Annotated in this window: 14 protein-coding genes; 8 read left to right on the top strand and 6 right to left on the bottom strand. The window is 35.8% G+C overall.

Annotation, left to right across the window (positions count from 1 at the left end):
* Positions 1 to 72: 72 nt before the first annotated feature.
* Positions 73 to 783, bottom strand: a complete 711-nt coding sequence (locus tag ACHWSC_RS11460) for an SAM-dependent methyltransferase (protein WP_394676856.1) — start codon at positions 781 to 783, stop codon at positions 73 to 75.
* Between the two features lie 149 nt (positions 784 to 932).
* On the opposite strand from ACHWSC_RS11460, the gene apaG reads away from it, so the two are divergent.
* The 4 genes from apaG (at position 933) to ACHWSC_RS11440 (ending at position 7,245) form a co-directional block, all read left to right on the top strand.
* Positions 933 to 1,319: a Co2+/Mg2+ efflux protein ApaG gene (gene apaG, locus ACHWSC_RS11455; protein ID WP_046673176.1), complete on the top strand. Its 387-nt coding sequence runs from the start codon at positions 933 to 935 to the stop codon at positions 1,317 to 1,319.
* 349 nt (positions 1,320 to 1,668) lie between these two features.
* Positions 1,669 to 3,534: an ABC-F family ATP-binding cassette domain-containing protein gene (locus tag ACHWSC_RS11450; protein ID WP_394676855.1), complete on the top strand. Its 1,866-nt coding sequence runs from the start codon at positions 1,669 to 1,671 to the stop codon at positions 3,532 to 3,534.
* A gap of 93 nt (positions 3,535 to 3,627) precedes the next feature.
* The gene (gene mnmG, locus ACHWSC_RS11445; protein WP_394676854.1) at positions 3,628 to 5,487 is read left to right on the top strand and encodes a tRNA uridine-5-carboxymethylaminomethyl(34) synthesis enzyme MnmG; all 1,860 of its coding nucleotides are present in this window, start codon (positions 3,628 to 3,630) and stop codon (positions 5,485 to 5,487) included.
* Between the two features lie 78 nt (positions 5,488 to 5,565).
* Positions 5,566 to 7,245 carry an Ig-like domain-containing protein gene (locus ACHWSC_RS11440; RefSeq protein WP_394676853.1) on the top strand — a complete coding sequence of 560 codons (1,680 nt, stop codon included), beginning with the start codon at positions 5,566 to 5,568 and terminating at the stop codon, positions 7,243 to 7,245.
* A gap of 49 nt (positions 7,246 to 7,294) precedes the next feature.
* Here the strand turns inward: ACHWSC_RS11440 and ACHWSC_RS11435 are convergent, their stop codons facing one another.
* Both ACHWSC_RS11435 and nadB read right to left on the bottom strand, forming a co-directional pair.
* On the bottom strand, positions 7,295 to 7,801 hold the full coding sequence (locus ACHWSC_RS11435; RefSeq protein ID WP_394676852.1) for a gamma carbonic anhydrase family protein: 507 nt from the start codon (positions 7,799 to 7,801) through the stop codon (positions 7,295 to 7,297).
* A gap of 5 nt (positions 7,802 to 7,806) precedes the next feature.
* Positions 7,807 to 9,399 (bottom strand): L-aspartate oxidase, encoded by a 1,593-nt coding sequence (nadB, locus tag ACHWSC_RS11430; protein WP_394676851.1) that lies wholly within the window; start codon positions 9,397 to 9,399, stop codon positions 7,807 to 7,809.
* A gap of 3,149 nt (positions 9,400 to 12,548) precedes the next feature.
* On the opposite strand from nadB, the gene nadA reads away from it, so the two are divergent.
* Positions 12,549 to 13,544, top strand: coding sequence for a quinolinate synthase NadA (nadA, locus tag ACHWSC_RS11425; RefSeq protein ID WP_120335633.1), 996 nt, complete (start codon positions 12,549 to 12,551; stop codon positions 13,542 to 13,544).
* Between the two features lie 228 nt (positions 13,545 to 13,772).
* Positions 13,773 to 14,825 carry a thiamine-phosphate kinase gene (gene thiL / locus ACHWSC_RS11420; RefSeq protein WP_394676850.1) on the top strand — a complete coding sequence of 351 codons (1,053 nt, stop codon included), beginning with the start codon at positions 13,773 to 13,775 and terminating at the stop codon, positions 14,823 to 14,825.
* Between the two features lie 33 nt (positions 14,826 to 14,858).
* Here the strand turns inward: thiL and ACHWSC_RS11415 are convergent, their stop codons facing one another.
* Entirely contained in the window at positions 14,859 to 15,647 is a 789-nt protein-coding gene (locus tag ACHWSC_RS11415; RefSeq protein ID WP_120335635.1) for a ScpA family protein, read from the bottom strand.
* Positions 15,648 to 15,807: 160 nt separating this feature from the next.
* On the opposite strand from ACHWSC_RS11415, the gene dxs reads away from it, so the two are divergent.
* Positions 15,808 to 17,736, top strand: coding sequence for a 1-deoxy-D-xylulose-5-phosphate synthase (gene dxs / locus ACHWSC_RS11410; protein ID WP_394676849.1), 1,929 nt, complete (start codon positions 15,808 to 15,810; stop codon positions 17,734 to 17,736).
* Positions 17,737 to 18,285: 549 nt separating this feature from the next.
* Positions 18,286 to 19,710, top strand: a complete 1,425-nt coding sequence (gene dnaA, locus ACHWSC_RS11405) for a chromosomal replication initiator protein DnaA (protein ID WP_046672557.1) — start codon at positions 18,286 to 18,288, stop codon at positions 19,708 to 19,710.
* Positions 19,711 to 19,856: 146 nt separating this feature from the next.
* On the opposite strand, the gene ACHWSC_RS11400 is transcribed toward dnaA, so the two are convergent.
* Positions 19,857 to 20,267, bottom strand: a complete 411-nt coding sequence (locus tag ACHWSC_RS11400) for a hypothetical protein (RefSeq protein WP_394676848.1) — start codon at positions 20,265 to 20,267, stop codon at positions 19,857 to 19,859.
* Between the two features lie 64 nt (positions 20,268 to 20,331).
* Positions 20,332 to 20,715, bottom strand: coding sequence for a hypothetical protein (locus tag ACHWSC_RS11395; protein ID WP_394676847.1), 384 nt, complete (start codon positions 20,713 to 20,715; stop codon positions 20,332 to 20,334).
* Between the last annotated feature and the right edge of the window lie 83 nt (positions 20,716 to 20,798).

Here is a 20,798-nt window from a genome sequence, read left to right as displayed (position 1 = left end):
AATAAAAACAGCTTTTAGCTTCTCAACTAAACATCATCAAGGAAGATAGGGTAGGGGGGAGCTATAAAAACATCATGCATAAAGTAAAAAAATAGTAGGCTTTTTATGATAATCATACGATCGTTTTCTCCACTCACCAATCGTCAAACTTTGGATATTTTCATCGGCCGCAGTTACATTTGACGCAACACAGAGTAAGCTGGAAGGTTTACATATTTTTAGTAGATCAGCCAAAAGTTGATTATTTCTAAATGGAGTTTCAATAAAAATCTGAGTCTGCTTTTCGCGTGCTGATTGTTGTTCGAGGTTTTTAATTTCCTTAGCTCGATCAATTTTATCGATAGGTAAATACCCATGAAAAGCAAATTTCTGACCGCTAAATCCAGAAGCCATAAGCGCTAGTAAAATAGAACTTGGTCCAACAAGAGGAACCACTTTAATACCCAACTGATGTGCCCGTGCTACAATAGAAGCTCCAGGGTCAGCAACACCAGGACATCCTGCCTCAGACATTAAACCAACATTTTTGCCCTGTTTCAAGCCTCCAAAAAAGTCGTTTATATTTCCCTTATTCCGTGCATGTTTTCCATAATCATGAATTTTTAGTTCGCTCTGCGGAATCTTTAAACCTGCAAGTTTTAAAAACTTACGAGCCGTTTTTTCATTTTCTACAATATACTCGTCCAATGAATTGATTGTTTCCACTAAATATGCAGTAAACGATTGGAAAGCTGCGTCATCACTCAATGGAACAGGAATTAAATATAAGATACCATTTGCCATAATACAAACCTACTAATTAAGGTCCATTTGGCTATACTAATTTTAAACTTAGCATTATTTAACCTTTTAAAATGATTATAATTTCGATTTTTAAACTCATTATTAGTATTTTAGCGTAAATATTCATTGCAACAATAAACATCATTCAAATGATCACACAAATTACAGAAGGCGTAAAAATCTCGGTTGAAACCATCTATCAATCAGAGTATTCGAATCCGGACCGTGAACATTTCATGTTTGCTTATCATATCAGCATAGAAAATCTCAGCGATTACACGGTTCAATTGATAAGTCGCTATTGGAAAATCTTTGACGCAAAAGGAGACTATAGGGAGGTATCTGGAGAAGGGGTGGTAGGCGAACAACCTATTATAGAACCTGGCCAGACTCATCAGTATACCTCAGGTTGCAATCTCAATAGCGAATTCGGATTCATGGAAGGATATTACAATATGATCCGAACACTGGACAACGGCAGCTTTCAAGTTGAAATACCACGTTTCAATCTGATAGCTGATTACGCATTGAATTAATTTTATCAAGGCAGTATCATTATTGCCAATTAATCAAATAACGAAGCTTTTTTCGCATCGAATAAGAAACTATTTCTTTATTTTTGCGAGCATTCCAAATGAACATGCCAACCTCGGGGTATACTAATTTTACTCGATGGCAAATGCTAGCATTTGATCGTATGCCACCCGATAGATTAAATTAGTCAACAATCAAAACGATTATTGATTCAATATATAAATAACTGATAATCAATAGAAACATAATTAAAACATTGATTATCAACACGATATACACTACCAAGAGAAGAAACCTCCTGGTAGTGTTTTGGCGTGTAAATTGACTGAATATAATTTAGGGTGATATAACGTGAGTATTTTAGCTACAGAACAAGTAAGCCATTCCTTCCATGATCGATGGCTTTTTAAAGATTTACATTTCGGTCTCCAGAAGGGGGAACGTGTGGCCTTGGTCGGAATCAATGGCACAGGTAAATCAACCTTACTCGCTATTTTAGCAGAGCGAATCTTGCCAACCTCAGGAAAAGTTGTAAAAGAAAAAGGTATAAAAATTGGTTTCTTAGAACAGGATCCTGATTTCACAGGATTAAAATCAATCAACGATTTTATTTATAGTACAGACAACGATCAACAACGTCTTATCCGTGAGTACGAGGAGCTGTTATTGGAAACTGATATCGATCAGAAAAAATTAGAAGATCTTACAGAAAAAATAAGTTCATTGAATGCCTGGGAGTATGAGCATAATATTAAGACGATTCTTAATCGTTTAAACATTATGGATTTCCATCAAGATATCAAAAGTTTATCAGGAGGCCAACGAAAACGCCTTGCGCTAGCCAAGCTTTTGATAGACGAGCCGGATATTTATATATTAGATGAACCCACCAACCATTTAGATATAGAGACTATTGAATGGCTTGAAAAACTACTAACAACAGGTAGCAAAACCGTTCTTTTAGTAACGCACGATCGCTACTTCTTGGATAATATCTGTACTGAGATTCGAGAGCTGGATAGGGGCAATCTCTTTACCTATAAAGGTAACTATTCTTATTTTCTAGAAAAGAAGTCCGAACGCGAAACTATTGATGCGGTTATGGTTGAGAAAAGCAGAAATCTACTTCGCCGTGAATTGGAGTGGATGCGTCGTCAACCACAGGCACGTGGTACCAAATCCAAATCACGTATTGAAGCATACTATGACTTGGAAGAAAAATCTAAAGCAATTAAAGGAAACGACTCGGTACAACTCAGTGTAAAAGTAAGCAGACAGGGTTCAAAAATACTCGAACTAGAACATGTTGCCAAACGTTATGGAGCAAAAGAAATCATACATGATTTTTCATACACCTTTAAAAAAGGTGATCGTATTGGTCTAGCTGGAAAAAATGGTACTGGAAAATCAACCTTTCTTAATTTAATCACGGGAGAAGAAAAACCTGATACAGGGTCTATAGCAGTAGGGGAAACCACAGTATATGGCTACTATAAACAGGGAGGATTGGAAGTAAATGAAAACGATCGAGTATTAGATGTTGTAAAAAATATAGCAGACTATATTGAAATGGCAAATGGGGAAGTAATCACGGCTTCACAGCTGCTAACCCACTTTTTATTTCCTCCTGAAAAACAATTTGGTTTCGTTAACAAATTAAGTGGAGGGGAGAAAAAAAGACTTCAATTAATGCGTGTTTTAATGAAGAATCCAAATTTCTTAATCCTGGATGAACCATCCAATGATTTGGACATTGATACATTAAACGTGCTGGAAGATTTTCTTGACAACTACAAAGGAGTACTCATATTAGTATCACACGACAGGTATCTATTAGACAAATTAACGGATCAACTTTTCATTTTTGAAGGAAAGGGGATCGTGCAGATATACAATGGAAATTATGCCGACTTTAAACTTGAACAGGAAGAAATCCAAAAATTAGAAAAGGAAAAACAAAAAAGGATAACCCAAGAACAGGTAAAGCCAATTGTAAAAGAGGAAAAGAAAAAACTCTCGTACAAGGAACAATTGGAATATAACAAACTAGAAGAAGAAATCGAAAAACTGGAAACACAAGTAGTGTTAAAAACGGAGGAACTAAACCAGGTAACAGATCATCTAAAACTTTCTTCCTTAGCGGAAGAAATTCAATCTATCCAAAAACAGATAGACGATAAATCCGAAAGATGGTTATATCTTGCTGATTTTATGTAAAATTTCACCAGAGGTTTCACGTGGAACACAAAGAAAACGTAAATTTACAAAGAAATAAAAACACCACGTTTCACGTGGAACAAGAATAGAAAAATGTTTAAAAAATATAATGTAATTGTCGTTGGTGCGGGGCATGCCGGATGTGAGGCAGCGGCTGCAGCAGCTAACTTAGGTTCGTCCACTTTACTCATCACAATGAATATGGGAGTAATAGCCCAAATGAGTTGTAACCCCGCTATCGGTGGTGTAGCAAAAGGACAAATTGTAAGAGAAATTGATGCTATGGGCGGATATACTGGTATCATAGCAGATAAATCAACCATTCAATTCCGAATGCTCAATCTTTCGAAAGGTCCAGCTATGTGGAGTCCACGTACACAAAATGACCGAATGCGTTTTGCTGAAGAATGGAGGTTACAATTGGAGTCTCTTCCAAATTTAGATATGTGGCAAGATACCGTAAAAGAAGTTATCGTCAAAAATGGAAAAGCTTGCGGTGTCATCACTTCGATGGGAATAGAAATAGAATCGGACGCTGTGGTACTGACCAATGGAACTTTTCTAAATGGTGTAATTCACATTGGCGATAAGAAATTTGGAGGCGGTAGAACAGGAGAGAAGGCAGCCACAGGTTTAACCGAACAACTTGTTTCCCTTGGTTTCGAATCAGGAAGAATGAAGACAGGAACTCCACCACGCATAGATGGGAGAAGCCTCAACTATGCATTAATGGAAGAACAGTGGGGCGACGAAAAAAGAGGGCGGTTTTCTTATACAGATGTAGAAATACCTACTGAGCAACGCTGTTGTTGGATTACCTACACAAACGATAAAGTTCACGAAATGCTTCGTACTGGGTTTGAAAAATCACCCATGTTTACGGGACGTATCAAAGGATTGGGTCCGCGTTATTGCCCTTCTATAGAAGATAAAATAAATCGCTTTGCCGAGCGTGAAAGGCATCAGATATTCGTGGAGCCCGAAGGTTTTAAAACAGTAGAAATCTATGTCAATGGATTTTCGACTTCACTACCGGAAGATGTACAATTAAAAGCTTTGCAATTAATCCCTGGTTTTGAAAATGCAAAGATGTACCGACCAGGTTATGCCATAGAATACGACTACTTTCCACCAATGCAACTGGATCTAACCCTAGAAACCCAATTGGTGAAACATCTATTTTTTGCAGGACAAATCAATGGGACTACTGGCTATGAAGAGGCCGCCGCTCAAGGTTTCCTAGCCGGGATAAATGCTCATCAACGCATCAACGATGATAAGGAACTTATTCTAAAACGATCCGAATCTTATATAGGTGTATTGGTCGATGATCTCGTAACAAAAGGAACTGAAGAGCCGTACCGTATGTTTACATCAAGAGCAGAACATCGTCTACTTTTGCGCCAGGACAATGCTGATATTCGCCTAACCCCACTAGCTTACAAATTGGGATTAGTAGGAGAAGGAAGACTCAAAAAAGTGCAAGACAAAATTGATAACTCAACTAAAATAATTGAGTATCTAAAACAAAATTCAACCAATGTCGAAAAGATGAATGCAGTGTTATCAGAAGTTGGCTCGAGCGCTCTTCCTCAGAAAACAAGGTTGAGTAATGTACTTGCGAGACCACAAGTTGGTATACAAGATATTCTGAAAGGAGATGAAGGCTTTGCACACTATGTATCCCAATTTGATAACAACACCATCGAACAAGCAGAGATCAATCTCAAATATGAAAGCTATTTCGATAAAGAAATGGAAATAGTTAATCGTATGAAGAAGATGGAAGATAGAGAAATAAACCCTGATTTCGACTACAGCTTACTAACGTCATTATCCATTGAGGCAAGACAAAAGCTATCAAAGGTAAAACCACGTACACTGGGACAAGCCTCAAGAATCTCGGGTGTTTCACCTTCCGATATCACTGTATTGATGGTACACATGAGTTAAATAACTGATATACAAATACTTATATATAAAATATTACATAGCTTAAAATAAGCGATTTAAGACAATATTCTATTTTTTATGACAACTTCTTTAAAAGAAAATAAAAGTGGTTCAAAAAGGCTAAAAAGTAGCTTAAAAACAAGATTACTTATTTTAAGCATGTTTATTATGCTCATTGGCTTGTCCATACAATGTGCGAGCATACAACAGCCTACGGGGGGGCCAAAAGATTCCATTCCCCCGAAAATACTATTGGAAAGCCCTACGAATTTTTCGAAGAATTTTACAGCAAAAAAAATAGTTATCACTTTCGACGAGTATATCAAACTGGCAAATCAGCAAAAAGAATTCAGTATTACGCCAGACATGGGGAGTAACCCAGAGTTCAAGGTCAAGAAAAAAAATCTAGAAATTACCTTACCTGATTCTCTAGAAAAAAATACAACTTACAGCATATATTTCGGTAAAGGACTAGTCGATTATAACGCAGGAAATGCACTGGTCAATTATGCTTATGTATTCGCAACAGGAGACAAAATAGATTCGCTCAGTATATCCGGTAATGTAAAAAGCGCAGTGACCAAAGAGGTCCAAAAAGATGTTAAAGTCTTATTGATCCCCACTAGCCAAGATTCCATTTTCGGGAAGAAGAAAGCGAATATATTTACGACAACAGACACTGCAGGCAATTACAAATTAAACAATTTGAGAGAAGGAACCTATCGCATTTACGCACTTCAAGAAAAGAACAATGATAGGATCTATAATGGCGCTGATGAAGAAATAGGTTTCCTAAAAGACTCTATCGTGCTAGAGCGAGACTTAAACAATATCAATTTGGAGATATTCAAAGGAACCCCAAAAAAGTTTAGAACGCAAGAGAAGAAATTTGAAAAAAATGGAAGTATACTTCTTATTTTTAACAGGCGAGTGGACAAACCCAAACTCAATATCCTAAATGATGAAGTAAACAACAAGGATAAAATAGTACGCTTTTCAAATACATCAGACTCCGCCACTTTGTTTATTCCAAATTTAAAAATAGACTCCCTAAAGCTAGTTCTGACAGAAAATGAAAGGCCATTGGACACCATTCTAATTAGAAAAGGGAATGTAAAAATAGAGCAGACAATTGATCCTATTTTTACCCCGAATAATGGGCGAGTAGATCGGATTACACACCTTCAGGTATCTGCATTCACACCGATCAAGAATATCGATAAAACCAAGTTGAAATTCAAAGAAGACTCATTGTTCCGAACCAATTACCAACTTGCTGTTGATACAGCGAATAGCAATATCTACCATATTCGATATAATTGGAGAAAAGATAAAAAGTACCAAATTGAGTTTACAGAAGGCGCCATAACAGGCTATTTTGGCGAGCAGAATAAAGAGAAAAAGCTGGATTTGACTTATGACGATAGTGAAAACTATGGGGATCTGACATTTGATTTTACAGATCTAGATAGCAATACAACATATCTGGTAGAGTTAATCAATGAGAAAAAAGATAAAGTCTACCGCGTCGACAAAATAAACATGAACAATCCGACCGTCGTATACAAACAGTATCCAGGAGGAAAGTATAGCATACGTGTAATTCGCGACGACAATGATAATGGAATCTGGGATACCGGAGATGTCGAAAAGAAAACCTTTCCGGAACCTGTAATATATCTAAATAAAGTATTTACTATACGTGCTAATTGGGAACAAAAAGATAGCTTTTCTTTGAATGGCCTCAAAAAAGAATAAGTGAGGCCATTCTAAAATAATAATTTAAAATACTGCTAATTCGATTAAGCTAAAACCAAGAGCTATACAGAACATAATTATGTGGTAGCTGCTGCAATAGATCTTTCTGCTCTTCAGTAAGTGCCTTTATCTTTTTCGCAGGTACCCCAGCATATAGAAATCCCGATTCACAGCGGGTGTTTTCTAACACCACTGCTCCAGCTGCTACAATAACATTAGATTCAACAATAGCATTATCCATAACGATAGCTCCCATACCAATGAGTACATGGTCTTCCAAAATACATCCATGTACCATAGCCTGGTGGCCTATACTTACATAATTTCCAATCGTTGTACCGCATTTCTTATAGGTACAATGTATAACAGCACCATCTTGAATATTCGTATAATTACCAATACGAATATAATTGACATCTCCACGTATTACAGCGTTAAACCATACCGAACAGTGATGCCCAATCTCTACATCGCCTACAATCGTTGAATTAGGTGCTAAGAAGCATTCTTCGGCTATCAATGGAGATTTATACAAAACAGGTAAAATAAGTGCCATATTCCTTAAAAAATTGTGTCCTGTAGTACTTCCGAATGTTTAGGGTAGTCCGTTGTATAATGCAATCCCCTACTTTCTTTCCTCAACATAGCTGATTTTGTCACAATATAAGCTACTTGGATAACATTACGCAATTCACACAATTTAACAGAAAGCCTGGTATTTCGATAAAATTCTTCAGTCTCCTCATATAACAGATGTAATCGTTTAAGGGCTCTTTCCAGCCTAAAATCGGAACGGACTATACCAACATAGTCACTCATAATCTTTTGGCATTCGCGCAAATTATGACTTACTAAAATATCCTCATTTGAAAGTGAAGTTTTAGAGTCATCCCATTCCGGAACGTCAACAATATGGTTAATCAATCCGATCGACTTTGTGGCGTCTAAGAAAATACGATGTGCATAAACAAGTGCTTCAAGAAGCGAATTAGAAGCCAATCGGTTTGCACCATGTAGTCCAGTAGAAGAACACTCACCGCAAGCATATAAATTAACAAGGCTACTGCGTCCAAAATCATCGACATAGATACCCCCGCAGAGGTAATGCGCCGCCGGTGTAACTGGTATAAAATCCTTCGCCATATCCAGTCCGATCGAAAGGCACTTTTCATAAATGTTTGGAAAATGCTTGATAATATCCTGTTTATCCCGATGCGTAATATCGAGGTAAACATAATCTATACCTGATTTCTTCATCTCGGCATCAATAGCTCTAGCAACGATGTCTCTTGGTGCCAAGGAAGCACGTTCATCGTACTCCTCCATAAAAGATTCACCATTGATCCTCCTTAAAATTCCCCCAAATCCACGTACAGCTTCGGATACCAAAAATGCAGGCGAATCCTTTGGATTATATAAAGAAGTAGGGTGAAATTGCATAAACTCCATATTACGTACCTTACCTTTTGCCCGATACACCATCGCTATACCATCTCCGGTCGCAATAGTTGGATTTGTTGTACTTGAATAAACATGACCGGCTCCGCCAGAGGCCATCACGGTGACCTTACTCAAAATCTTATCTACTAAATGTGATGAGGTATTAAAAGCATAAATTCCATAACAGGTAATGTCTTCCCTATTTTTATCCACGTACTCACCCAGATGATGCTGTGTAATCAAATCAATGGCAAAGTAATGTGTTACAATTTCAATATTGGGATCACTATGTGCTTGAGCCAATAATGCCCGCTCTATTTCGTAACCAGTTATATCTTTATAATGTAAAATACGATGAGCTGAATGTCCCCCCTCTTTTGCCAGGTCATACAAGCCCGATTCCTCCTTGTCAAATGATGTCCCATATGAAATAAGTTCTGCTATCCGTTCCGGTGCTTCTCTCACTACGTTTTCCACAATTTCAACATCGCATAAACCATCCCCAGCAATCTGAGTATCAATGATATGCTTTTCAAAGCTATCTGACTTATCCACAACGGCAGCCACTCCCCCTTGCGCATATTTTGTATTAGACTCATCCTCATTGGACTTAGTGACTATCAATACTTTACCGAATTTCGATGCCTTTAAAGCAAAGCTCAATCCAGCAATACCTGATCCAATGACCAAAAAATCTACCTTTCTATCTGCCATATAAATTAAAATTCACAAACTATCCCCAAAAGTGACGATTCAAATTAACGAAAAATGTGGAAAACGTGTAAATAAAAGGTTAAATAAAAATGAAAAGTATTTAACAATTCACAAATCCCCTATTTCGAAGCCTTATTTCTAAAATTTTTCCGCACAAAAATCCATAGATTTCCACATTTTCTAAACAAAAACTATTCAACAAAAATATATGGAAAATAAAAAATACGATAAATTATAATTTTAAAAATCAGCTCTTTAATAGATAAATCCTGTTGAAAAATTGTTGAAAACTCACTAAAAACCTAAAATCAAAATTGAAATAACCTAATTTATACCACTTTTCCACACCATAATAAACAATAAGAGATTTTCTATTTTAAATAATTAGTATTTATTGAAAAAAAAGATTGTGGAATACGTTCGAAAATCTTTGTTTAGTTTTGTCAAGTTCGATTAGAGGCCGTTAGATTTCGATATCTGGGAATTATAAAGTCCCCCTATTGAAATATTTAATTCTAGTTGAGTTTATATTATTTTTTTAATTTCCTATTGGCTTTTGAAGCGCTTTAGGATTGGATATTTATTTTATTTTTTTTTGTATATAGATTTAAAGTAGTTTCAGCGCGTTATTTATATTTTTTTTAGGAAAAATTTAGTTTTAAGCCGTTTTATACTTGGATATTTTCCCTTATGGGATCTTATTTCAATTTTATTGGATTGTAACTGATAGAAATTGATGAAGAAATGGTTTAATTCTCATTTTGGTGCTATGAGATTTCAATATTTTTGGCTTTCAACCAGATAAATTCTTTTATTGAATTCTAATAGCTACTAATCTTTGCTTTGAAAATTTCTTTAAAAAGGTAATTTACTTGATTTTGCTATTTGGATTTTAAGTCGTTTTAGGATTGCTTATTTGCTTATTTTTTTTAAAAATATTAGAATATGGCCTTCTCAACGAGTTTAAATTGAAGTACGAAATCTTATAATTTTATCAACAAATTTTTCAAAATGAAAATTGAACCGTAATGGTTATTGGAATTTTTTATTCCTGATCGGGTTATCGTATTCGAATTGGCTATAATATCCGTTTGGTTTTGGCGGAATTGAATTTTAAACAGAATCTCAAGGCTATTGTTTAAAAATAAACCCGGTTAAAATTGGATATTTTTACAAAATTTGTTTTCAGTGCTTTTTATTGCATTCTATGCGTTTAAATAGTGAATTTTTTGCGATCTAAGTGAAATTTTAAAATTTGCTTGTTTATAATTTTGGATTGTAAATAATTTCTTCAAATAATTTATTGTAGAACAAACAATCTTACTATATTTGCAGCCCAACATCCATTAGATGGAGGAATTATCCAAATTTAGATCAGTGAGATTCGAATATTCTGGATTATTGTTATGGAGTATCTTTTTATATCATTCTCAGGGCATATTTTTCTAAAATAAAGCTCTTATAGATTGAATATATTGACTTGATTCGCTATTTGTTTCGAATATTTAATTCTAAGCGACTAAGTTGCTTTGAAAGCGCGTTGTCAGTGGCATATTTAGTGTTATCTTGTAATATTATCTATATATTTGACTATTAATCGGTTTAATTCACTAAATTTAACATAAATATGAAAATTTATATTTTTTAACAAATTTATATTTCTTTATTATACTAGTTAGTATCTTTTAAGTTGTATTTGTTGAATTTTTTGCGCTTTGTACCATAATTATTGCCAGATGCTTGGTCTAGCCGTATATACGCTCGGATTCTGTTATATTGAGCTTTTGAGGGAGCTATTTACGGGATTCTAATCTGATACTCGGTATAATTTATTTTATTTTGGTGGGATTCTTCATTTATTCTTGAATTTTGTAAAATTGAATTGTGAAAATTTCATTTAAGCCTCTTAGAATTAAATAAATTCACTATCTTATATTATAGTAGCCAATATTTAATTCTCATCCACTTTATTTTGGATGCTGTACGCATCATTTAGTCGTTTATTTCAATTTCCGCGAATTACTCTCTTCTAGATTCGTTTCTACCCGACTCTTTTAGATTTTCTTATAAATATCCAATTCTTATAGGCTTTATTTGAACTATTTCATTCAACGCTATTGACCCTGAATTGGCTTAAATTTACATCCCTACATTCCTATATTCATTTCTACATGCTGCTAGTATTTTTATATGTAAATGTAAAAGCACTTATTCCAGAAATTATTGTTTTGTATTGATTGTCTATGACGTATTTTTATTGGTGAAAATTGATTTTTGCCCAATTCTGGCCTCCGTTGCTGTATGTGGTTGGTAAACGGAAAATATATAAACTTCAAATATTTGCGATTAGAATGGCATATTTAGGGAAGGTGATGATACAATATCCTATAGACGATTCTGAGAGCGTTTATTTTGTTTTCGAAGCTATTTTGTACGTTTTCAATGCTGCAGGCATATACAGTTTACTCCAAATTTACAAAATAAACCCGCTGAGAATTTGATATAAAATTATTGATCAATCCAGAATCCATTAATCTCTCCTATACGAGCTCAAAAACGTTTTTTAATCTGAAATGTTAATAAATAAAGCTTCCTTTTGTGCTATATTTTTCATTGTTTTGTAATATGCCTAAAAACGTTCCTTAGGCTATGAAGGTTGGATGCGGATGAAACTGATTTTCGAAGATCGAAATAATGTGAAATAAACCCTTTCAGCTTTTAGTATAAATGAAGAGTTTGAATAGTTTCCTAAATATTCAAGTCTAAAAGAGTTTATATGGGCATAATATTGTGTGATTAAACTTTATATAAATTAATTTAACTATTAATATTATAAACGTTTAATTTGTATTTTTTAAATAGGTATTTCACTGTCAGTGCTGCAAGATCATGTAATTGGGCAACAGTTGTAGTTGTTCGATCAAATTTGAAAACTGACATTATCCTATAAGCTAGGCTCGGTAGATCCGCTGCAATCTATTCTTTATTAATAAGAGGTTTTATATCAGTGTTTTATCCGTTATTATCTAATAATGGATCACATTCAAGCGAGCGGTATATTACCACGACCTGATTAATTTGCTTTTAATTGACTTTTATATATCTAACAATGCTTATTTTTGCTGTTCATAAAAGTTGAAACTACTCGCATGGAAATTGTAAATTATGAGCTTCAAGCAAAAGGTTATATCGATGCTCCGATTGATCCCTCACTGGATTTGATTAAAGAGATCCAACGGTTAAAGAAAGAAAAGAACGCTGTCATCTTGGCTCACTATTATCAAGAGTCTGAAATTCAAGATATAGCGGATTATATAGGAGATAGCCTTGGTTTATCCCAGGAAGCTGCGAAAACTGATGCCGATGTAATTGTTTTTGCTGGAGTACATTTCATGGCTGAGACGGCTAAAATACTTTCACCGACGAAAAAGGTTCTTCTGCCAGATGCCAAAGCAGGTTGTTCGCTATCAGATTCTTGCCCACCTCATCTTTTCGCTAAATTTAAGGAACAATATCCTGATCATTTGGTCATCACTTATGTAAACTGTACAGCGGAATTGAAAGCGCTTTCCGATATCGTATGTACCTCTAGTAACGCTGTTCAGATCGTAGAGAGCCTGCCAGCGGATCAGAAAATCATTTTTGGCCCGGATCGTAATCTCGGAGCATACGTTAAAAAGAAAACTGGACGAGATCTTGTGCTTTGGAATGGTGCATGTATGGTCCATGAAATTTTTTCTCAAGATAAAATTGATCGTTTGAAAAGCGAGTACCCTGATGCTAAGTTTATTGCCCATCCGGAGTGTGAAGATCATATACTGGCGATAGCCGATTATGTGGGATCGACTGCCGGCATGCTTAAATTTACCCAGACAGATACGGCCCAGGCTTATATTGTTGCTACAGAATCAGGTATTCTCTACCAAATGCAAAAAGCAAGTCCACATAAGACTTTTATTCCTGCACCTCCTAATAATGCCTGTGCATGTAATGATTGTCCACATATGAAGCTTAATACGCTTGAGAAGCTATATAACTGTCTGAAGTATGAATCGCCTGAAATCCTTCTTCCCGAGGATGTTATTCTCCGAGCCCAGCGTCCTATTGAACGTATGTTGGAAATATCGGCAAGTTTAGGCTTATAGAAATCTGCATAATTTTTGATCATAACCAAGATAATAACTGATTGGTTTTCAATGATCAATAATGATTTCGTTGAGCTGTTTATATGCAGTTCAATGAAAAGAGGCCAATATATAAGCAGAGGAGCATTGGTCTTATAGTAAAACTTATTTTGTAATGCCATCCGGATATATTTGTGGGAGATGATTATCAGCTGGCATTATCTATATTAAACTTTTAAACTTTTTAGCATGTTTGATTTTGATAACACCGAGCGAACCAATTTGGAAGAAATGGGTGAGTTCGGTTTGATTGATTATATAAAAAAAGCTGTAGAAATAACAGAAAAATCCACAATTAAAGGGATTGGAGATGATGCTGCTGTTCTAGATTTTGGAGGTAAAAAAACCTTGATATCTACTGATCTACTGTTGGAAGGGATTCATTTTGATCTTAGATATGTTCCGTTAAAACATCTAGGTTACAAAGCTGTTCAGGTCAATTTGAGCGATATTTACGCGATGAACGGAATAGCTTCACAAATTACCTTTTCAATAGGTCTGTCCTCAAAATTTCCATTGGAAGCTGTAGAAGAGATTTATCAGGGAGCATTGATTGCCTGTAAGAAATATAATGTCGACTTAATTGGGGGAGACACTTCGGCTTCAGCCCAGGGTTTGGTTATTTCTGTGACAAGCATTGGTTATGCTGATACAGATCAGATTGTTTATCGTAATGGTGCGCAGGAAGGTGATCTCTTGTGTGTGTCTGGTGATCTGGGGGCAGCTTATATGGGCTTACAGCTCTTGGAGCGTGAAAAGGATATCTATTTAGAAAATCCAAATGTACAGCCTGATTTAGAGGGAAAAGATTATATCGTTGAACGCCAATTGAAACCTGAAGCCCGTAAAGACATTGTTGAATTATTTGCTAAGCTAGGGATCAAGCCCACAGCGATGATGGATATTTCAGACGGGCTTGCATCAGAAATTCTACATATTTGCAGACAATCTGACAAAGGTTGCAGATTATATGAGGAAAAAATTCCATTGGATCAGATGACTTATGATACGGGGCGGGAATTTGGCATTGATCCAACCGTAGCTGCACTTAATGGCGGTGAAGATTATGAACTACTGTTCACAATAGCTCAGGCTGATCATGATAAAATCAAAAACTTACCGGATATTAGCATTATTGGTTATATGACCCCAAGTACTGAAGGCTGTGAAATGATTTCCAAATCAGGGAATCTTTATCCGATAACAGCCCAGGGTTGGAATGCTTTTAAGAAAAAAGATTAATACGAAAAAGACCTGTTCAAAACAGGTCTTTTTTTATGCTTCTTGCTCCTCAAGCCGGAGTTCCTCTACCTCATTTGGATCTCTTTCACCTACATTGAAATTGTTATAGCCTAAGCCCACTTCGATCTGTAATAATCTCTGTTGCAGCATTTCAAGAATTGCTAAAAAGTTATAGACAAACTGTATTTTATTTTCTGAGTTTTTAAGAATTTCTTGAAAATCTAATTTTTTATTGATTTCAATTAGTTCGGCTATTGCTTTCTTCTGTTGTTCAATGGTGTATGGATATTTGACAACTGTATGTGTTACTTCAGGGGGACGATTACGGAATTGATACATCATTTGCTCGTAAATCATCATTAGACTATAAAGGTCGAAGCTATCCAAATTTTCTCCGGTAGAATCTAATTTTAGTCTTTGTTGGATATCATAGCGTATGTTGCCTCGATTGTATAGTTTGAGACGATCCTCCTCCAAGACTCTCAAATCGTCACAGGTCTCTTTAAATTGCTTATAGAGAATAAGTTTTTGAACAAGATCTTCTCTAAGATCGATTTCATTCTCATTTTCATCTAGATCTAGACGAGGCAAGAGCATTTTAGCTTTAATACGCATCAGTGTCGAAGCAACAAAGATAAACTCGCTTGCCATTTCCATATTGAGCGCTTGCATTTGGCTCACATACGATAAAAAATCATCTGTAATCTTTGAAATCGGTATATCGTGGATATTTAATTCATCCCGTTCGATAAAAAATAATAATAAATCAAAAGGTCCCTCAAATTGAGGAAGCTTGATTTCGTAGCCTTCTTCTACTTGCATATCTTATACAAATTTACATATAAAATCTTTTGGAATAACTTCGATACAAACTATTCATTATTTTATTTGTTGTACCTCAATATGTAAATGCGATTTAATTTTAAAGATTAAATAAAATTGTCGTTACTTTGTACGAACATATCATGTAAATAGCAGTACTATGCAGTTTGAGGCTGGAGAACTATTAAGTAAAATAAACGATCCCTCTGATCTTAAAAAGCTAAAGGAAGACCAATTAGAACAGTTAAGTCAGGAATTACGTCAATTTATTATTGATCAGGTTTCGGTTAATGGTGGTCACTTTGCAGCAAGTTTGGGAGTCGTCGAGTTAACGGTGGCGTTACATTACGTAATGAATACCCCATACGATCAATTGATCTGGGATGTAGGTCATCAGGCTTATGGGCATAAAATCCTAACAGGTCGCCGCGATATATTTTATACAAATCGAATTGAGAACGGAATTTCGGGCTTTCCGAACCGTTTTGAATCTAAATACGATGCATTTGGTGTTGGTCACTCGTCAACATCTATTTCTGCTGCGCTGGGTATGGCTGTTGCCTCTCAGATAAAAGGTGAGAAAGACCGTCAGCATATTGCCGTAATCGGTGATGGTGCCTTGACGGGAGGAATGGCATTTGAAGCATTGAATCATGCTGGAATTTCTAAATCAAATCTTTTGGTGATCTTAAATGATAACTGCATGTCGATAGATCCGAATGTTGGCGCATTAAAGGAGTATTTGACAAGCATTACCACCTCTAAGCGATACAACAGATTTAGAGACGATATAGCAGCAGTATTGACAAAGATTTCAGAAGTTGGTCCCAATGCACTTGGCATTGCCAAAAAACTTGAAAAAAGCATAAAGGGAACTTTGCTGAAAAATGCTAATCTATTTGAATCTTTAAATTTTAGATACTTTGGACCAGTTGACGGGCACGATGTCAAAAAATTGGCTAAAACGCTTGAAGATCTTAAACACATACCAGGTCCCAAATTATTACATGCTGTCACTATCAAAGGAAAGGGCTTCGCGTTGGCGGAGAAAGACCAGACGAAGTGGCACGCTCCAGGTTTATTTGATAAAATTACCGGTGAGATCAAGAAATCATCAAGTGACAAACCGGTGGCTCCCAAATTTCAGGATGTCTTTGGACATACCTTGGTGGAGCTTGCAGAAGAGAATGATAAGATTGTGGGTATAACACCTGCAATGCCATCCGGTTCTTCCATGAATATTATGATGAAAGCTATGCCTGAGCGTGCATTTGACGTTGGTATTGCCGAACAACATGCTGTTACTTTCAGTGCTGGACTTGCAACTCAGGGACTATTGCCATTTTGTAATATTTATTCATCGTTTATGCAACGGGCCTATGATCAGGTAATCCATGATGTTGCATTGCAAAATCTGAACGTCGTTTTCTGTTTGGACCGTGCGGGCGTGGTAGGAGCGGATGGTGCGACACACCATGGCGCTTATGATATCGCATTTATGCGCTGTGTTCCAAATATGACGGTTTCTGCGCCGATGAATGAGGAAGAGTTACGAAATTTAATGTATACAGCTCAGTTACCCAATAAAGGTCCCTTTGTTATTAGATATCCGAGAGGAAATGGTGTTATGCCAGACTGGCGTCGCCCGTTTACGGAAATTGAAATTGGAAAAGGACGTCTTATAACGGATGGAGAAGAGCTTGCTATATTGAGCTTTGGCGCTATAGGAAATGAAGCCGTTAAAGCGGTACAGCAGTTGAATGAATTGGGGATACACCCAGCACATTATGATCTTCGATTTGCTAAACCATTAGATGAAGTCTTACTCCATCAGGTCTTTAAAAAGTTTGATAAAATTATCACGGTTGAAGATGGAAGTTTACAAGGGGGTATAGGTTCCGCTGTATTGGAGTTTATGGCAGATCATGGATATCATAGCCAAGTGGTTCGTTTAGGTATTCCGGATAAGATCATTGAGCATGCTGAACAAAATGCACAGTGGAAGAATGCGCACTACGATGCAAATGCGATCATAGCAGAAGCTAAAAAACTTTGTAATGGAAAATTGACCAGTTCAATGGTCGGATAAAAGTTATACACTATAGAAACAAAAAAGGAGATCCATATGGACCTCCTTTTTTGTTTCTATAGTATCGCATTTTTGGAGCTCACAATTAATCTCATATGTTACAATGTGTTTTTTTCTTTCGGATAAATTATATAGATTTTTGTTTTACAGTTGGACATAAATAAGTTGAATCGTCCATTAGCAATGATGTTAAGTTGGCTTTAAATTCTTATAAATTTAATATTAAAAATATATGAACTAAAGATTGTAATTAGCTATTATTTTGGTTAATTTAGATTTAGACCTTAAGGACTGAGACGTAGTTAGTTTGCTACTTTTTTTGTTCTTTTTTTTCAAATAAATTTGGAATGTTAATAATTATTTTTAGAGATCAATTTTAGCGCTAGTTTTCCACAATTTTACATAGTAAATGTCTGATATATAATGGTTTATTAATTATTTTATATTTTAGTTTTTTAGCTGATATTTTTTTGTCATCTTCGTTCTCAGAGAAAGTTATCAACATATTTTTTGTCGCGTATTGTAAATCAACTTATTAACAATTTTAGAATGGAAAAAACGTATTCAAGTGTCTGGAATAATTGTCTTTCGATTATCAAAGATAATATACCAGCGCAAAGTTTCAAGACCTGGTTTGAACCTGTGAAAGCAGTCCGTTTGGAGGGTGACGTTTTGACTATTCAAGTGCCTAGCTTATTTTTTTATGAGTGGCTGGAAGAACACTATGTAGGAATTCTTCGTAAGACCGTAAAGAAATTTTTAGGAGAACAAGGTAGATTGGAATACAATATTGTAGTGGAGAAGTCTTCAGCTTCTCATCCCTATACGACTAATCTTCCATCGAACGGCAATGGAGCAGAAGGGAAAAGACAATCTATCCCTGTACCGGTATCTTTAAATAGAGATATCAAAAATCCATTTGTTATTCCTGGATTGAAAAAATTGCAGGTTGATCCGCAATTGAATCAAAACTACACATTCGAAAATTTTATCGAAGGTGAATGTAATCGTCTTGCTCGCTCTGCAGGTTATGCTGTAGCGAATAAGCCAGGTGGTACTTCATTCAACCCTTTGATGATTTATGGTGATGTTGGTTTGGGAAAGACACACCTTGCCCAAGCAATCGGAAATGAAATCAAGAGAAATCTTCCCGATAAACTGGTCATTTATGTGTCTTGTGAGAAATTCTGTCAACAGTTTGTGGATTCATTGAAAAATAATACAATCAATGATTTCGTTAACTTTTATCAAGCAATGGATGTCATCATTATGGATGATGTACATAACTTTGCCGGTAAAGAAAAAACACAGGATATTTTCTTCCATATTTTTAATCATTTGCATCAATCTGGAAAGCAAATTATTTTGACTTCAGACAAAGCTCCTAAGGATTTAGCTGGTTTGGAGGAACGTTTGCTTAGTCGTTTTAAATGGGGATTATCTGCAGATATTCAGATTCCTGATCTTGAGACGAGAATGGCAATTTTGAAGAAGAAGATGTATTCCGATGGTATTGATTTACCTGAAAATGTAGTGGAATACGTCGCAACACAGATCGATAACAGCGTTCGTGAATTGGAAGGAGCCATGGTTTCATTATTGGCTCAGTCTACTTTGAACAAAAAAGAGATCGATTTGGGCTTAGCAAAATCGATGTTGAAGAATTTTGTGAAGAATACCCATAAGGAAATTTCAATGGACTTTATTCAAAAATTAGTCTGTGAATATTTTGAAGTTCCTGTGGATATGGTTAAATCGAAAGTTAGAAAGCGTGAAATCGTGCAGGCCAGGCAAATTTCGATGTACTTAGCAAAAGCACATACCAAATCTTCACTAAAATCGATCGGAGCATTCTTCGGAGGAAGAGACCACTCGACAGTCATTTATGCCTGTCAAACCGTAGAGGATTTAATTGAAACTGACAAGAAATTTAAAACTTATGTAAGTGACATTATGAAAAAATTAAAATCTTAATGTCAATTGTCGTAAGCAAAGCACTAGAAGGGCTGTCCATATTACTTGGACAGCCCTTTTTTAATGTATTTAAGGCCCTGTAAGGCATAAAAAAGCCTCTGGACATGCATTACATATCCAGAGGCTTTTCATTCGTTCTCGAATGGTTATTGTTGTTGTTGATTGCTCTGTCCGTTACCGGATTCTTTTTGTTCTGTTGTTTCTTGCGTTGCCGGAATGTTTACCGGAGGTCGCTCAGTTACATATTTCTGATAAGCAACTTTTTGTTCATCTGTTAGCAACTGTGCTATTTTAGTATCTGATTCACCCTGTATTTTGGCAATATTCTCCTTTTTGACGTCAACCTTAGTCGTGGAGTCCTGAATGACAGCCGCTATAGCCTTTTCTTGATCCAATACGATTGTTGATACCGCAGTTTTCTGCTCGTCATTTAATGTCAGCTTTGTGACTAATTCAGTCACTACCTTTGTTGCATTTTCTTCCGGTGTTGTTTGTTGTGCAAATGTTAGGCCCATCGCTAGGAAGAAACCTATGCCTGCTAAAAATAACTTTTTCATGATGTTCAATTTTAGATGAAATTATTCAATGTTTTTCTGCTACCTAATTTTACTTTGTTGTCGATTATTGACCAGATTCAGTTTTCGTAGGCTCAGCTGCGGTCGGCACAGCTTTAGCTGGTCTTTCAGTTATGACTTTTTGATAAAGCGATTTCTGATCTTCGGTAAGTAATTGACTGACTTTGGTATCCACTTCAGTCTGTAGCTTATGAAGTGCATCGCTTTTCGCTTGAGCAGAAGACCCAGTATCTTTTACTATTGTCTCTTCTGCTTTTACCTGATCCAATAGAATAGTTGATACCGCAGTTTTTTGCTCATCATTCAGATGCAGTTTCTGTACAAGTTCAGTCGTTGCTTTAGCAGCTGCATCCTCGGGACTAACCTGTTGTGCAAACGTTAGGCCCATCGCTAGAATGAATCCTATTCCTGTTAAAATTAGCTTTTTCATATCTATTGTATTTAAAAAGTTACAATTAAAAGATCTTGCTATAAAAACTCGGAAAGGGGCATTTATATTGTATCAACTATGTT

It is taken from the genome of uncultured Sphingobacterium sp. (assembly GCF_964277905.1).
Classification (GTDB): Bacteria; Bacteroidota; Bacteroidia; order Sphingobacteriales; family Sphingobacteriaceae; genus Sphingobacterium; species Sphingobacterium siyangense.
The sequence above is the reverse complement of the archived record's forward strand: the minus strand, read 5'-3'. Positions and strand labels throughout refer to the sequence as shown.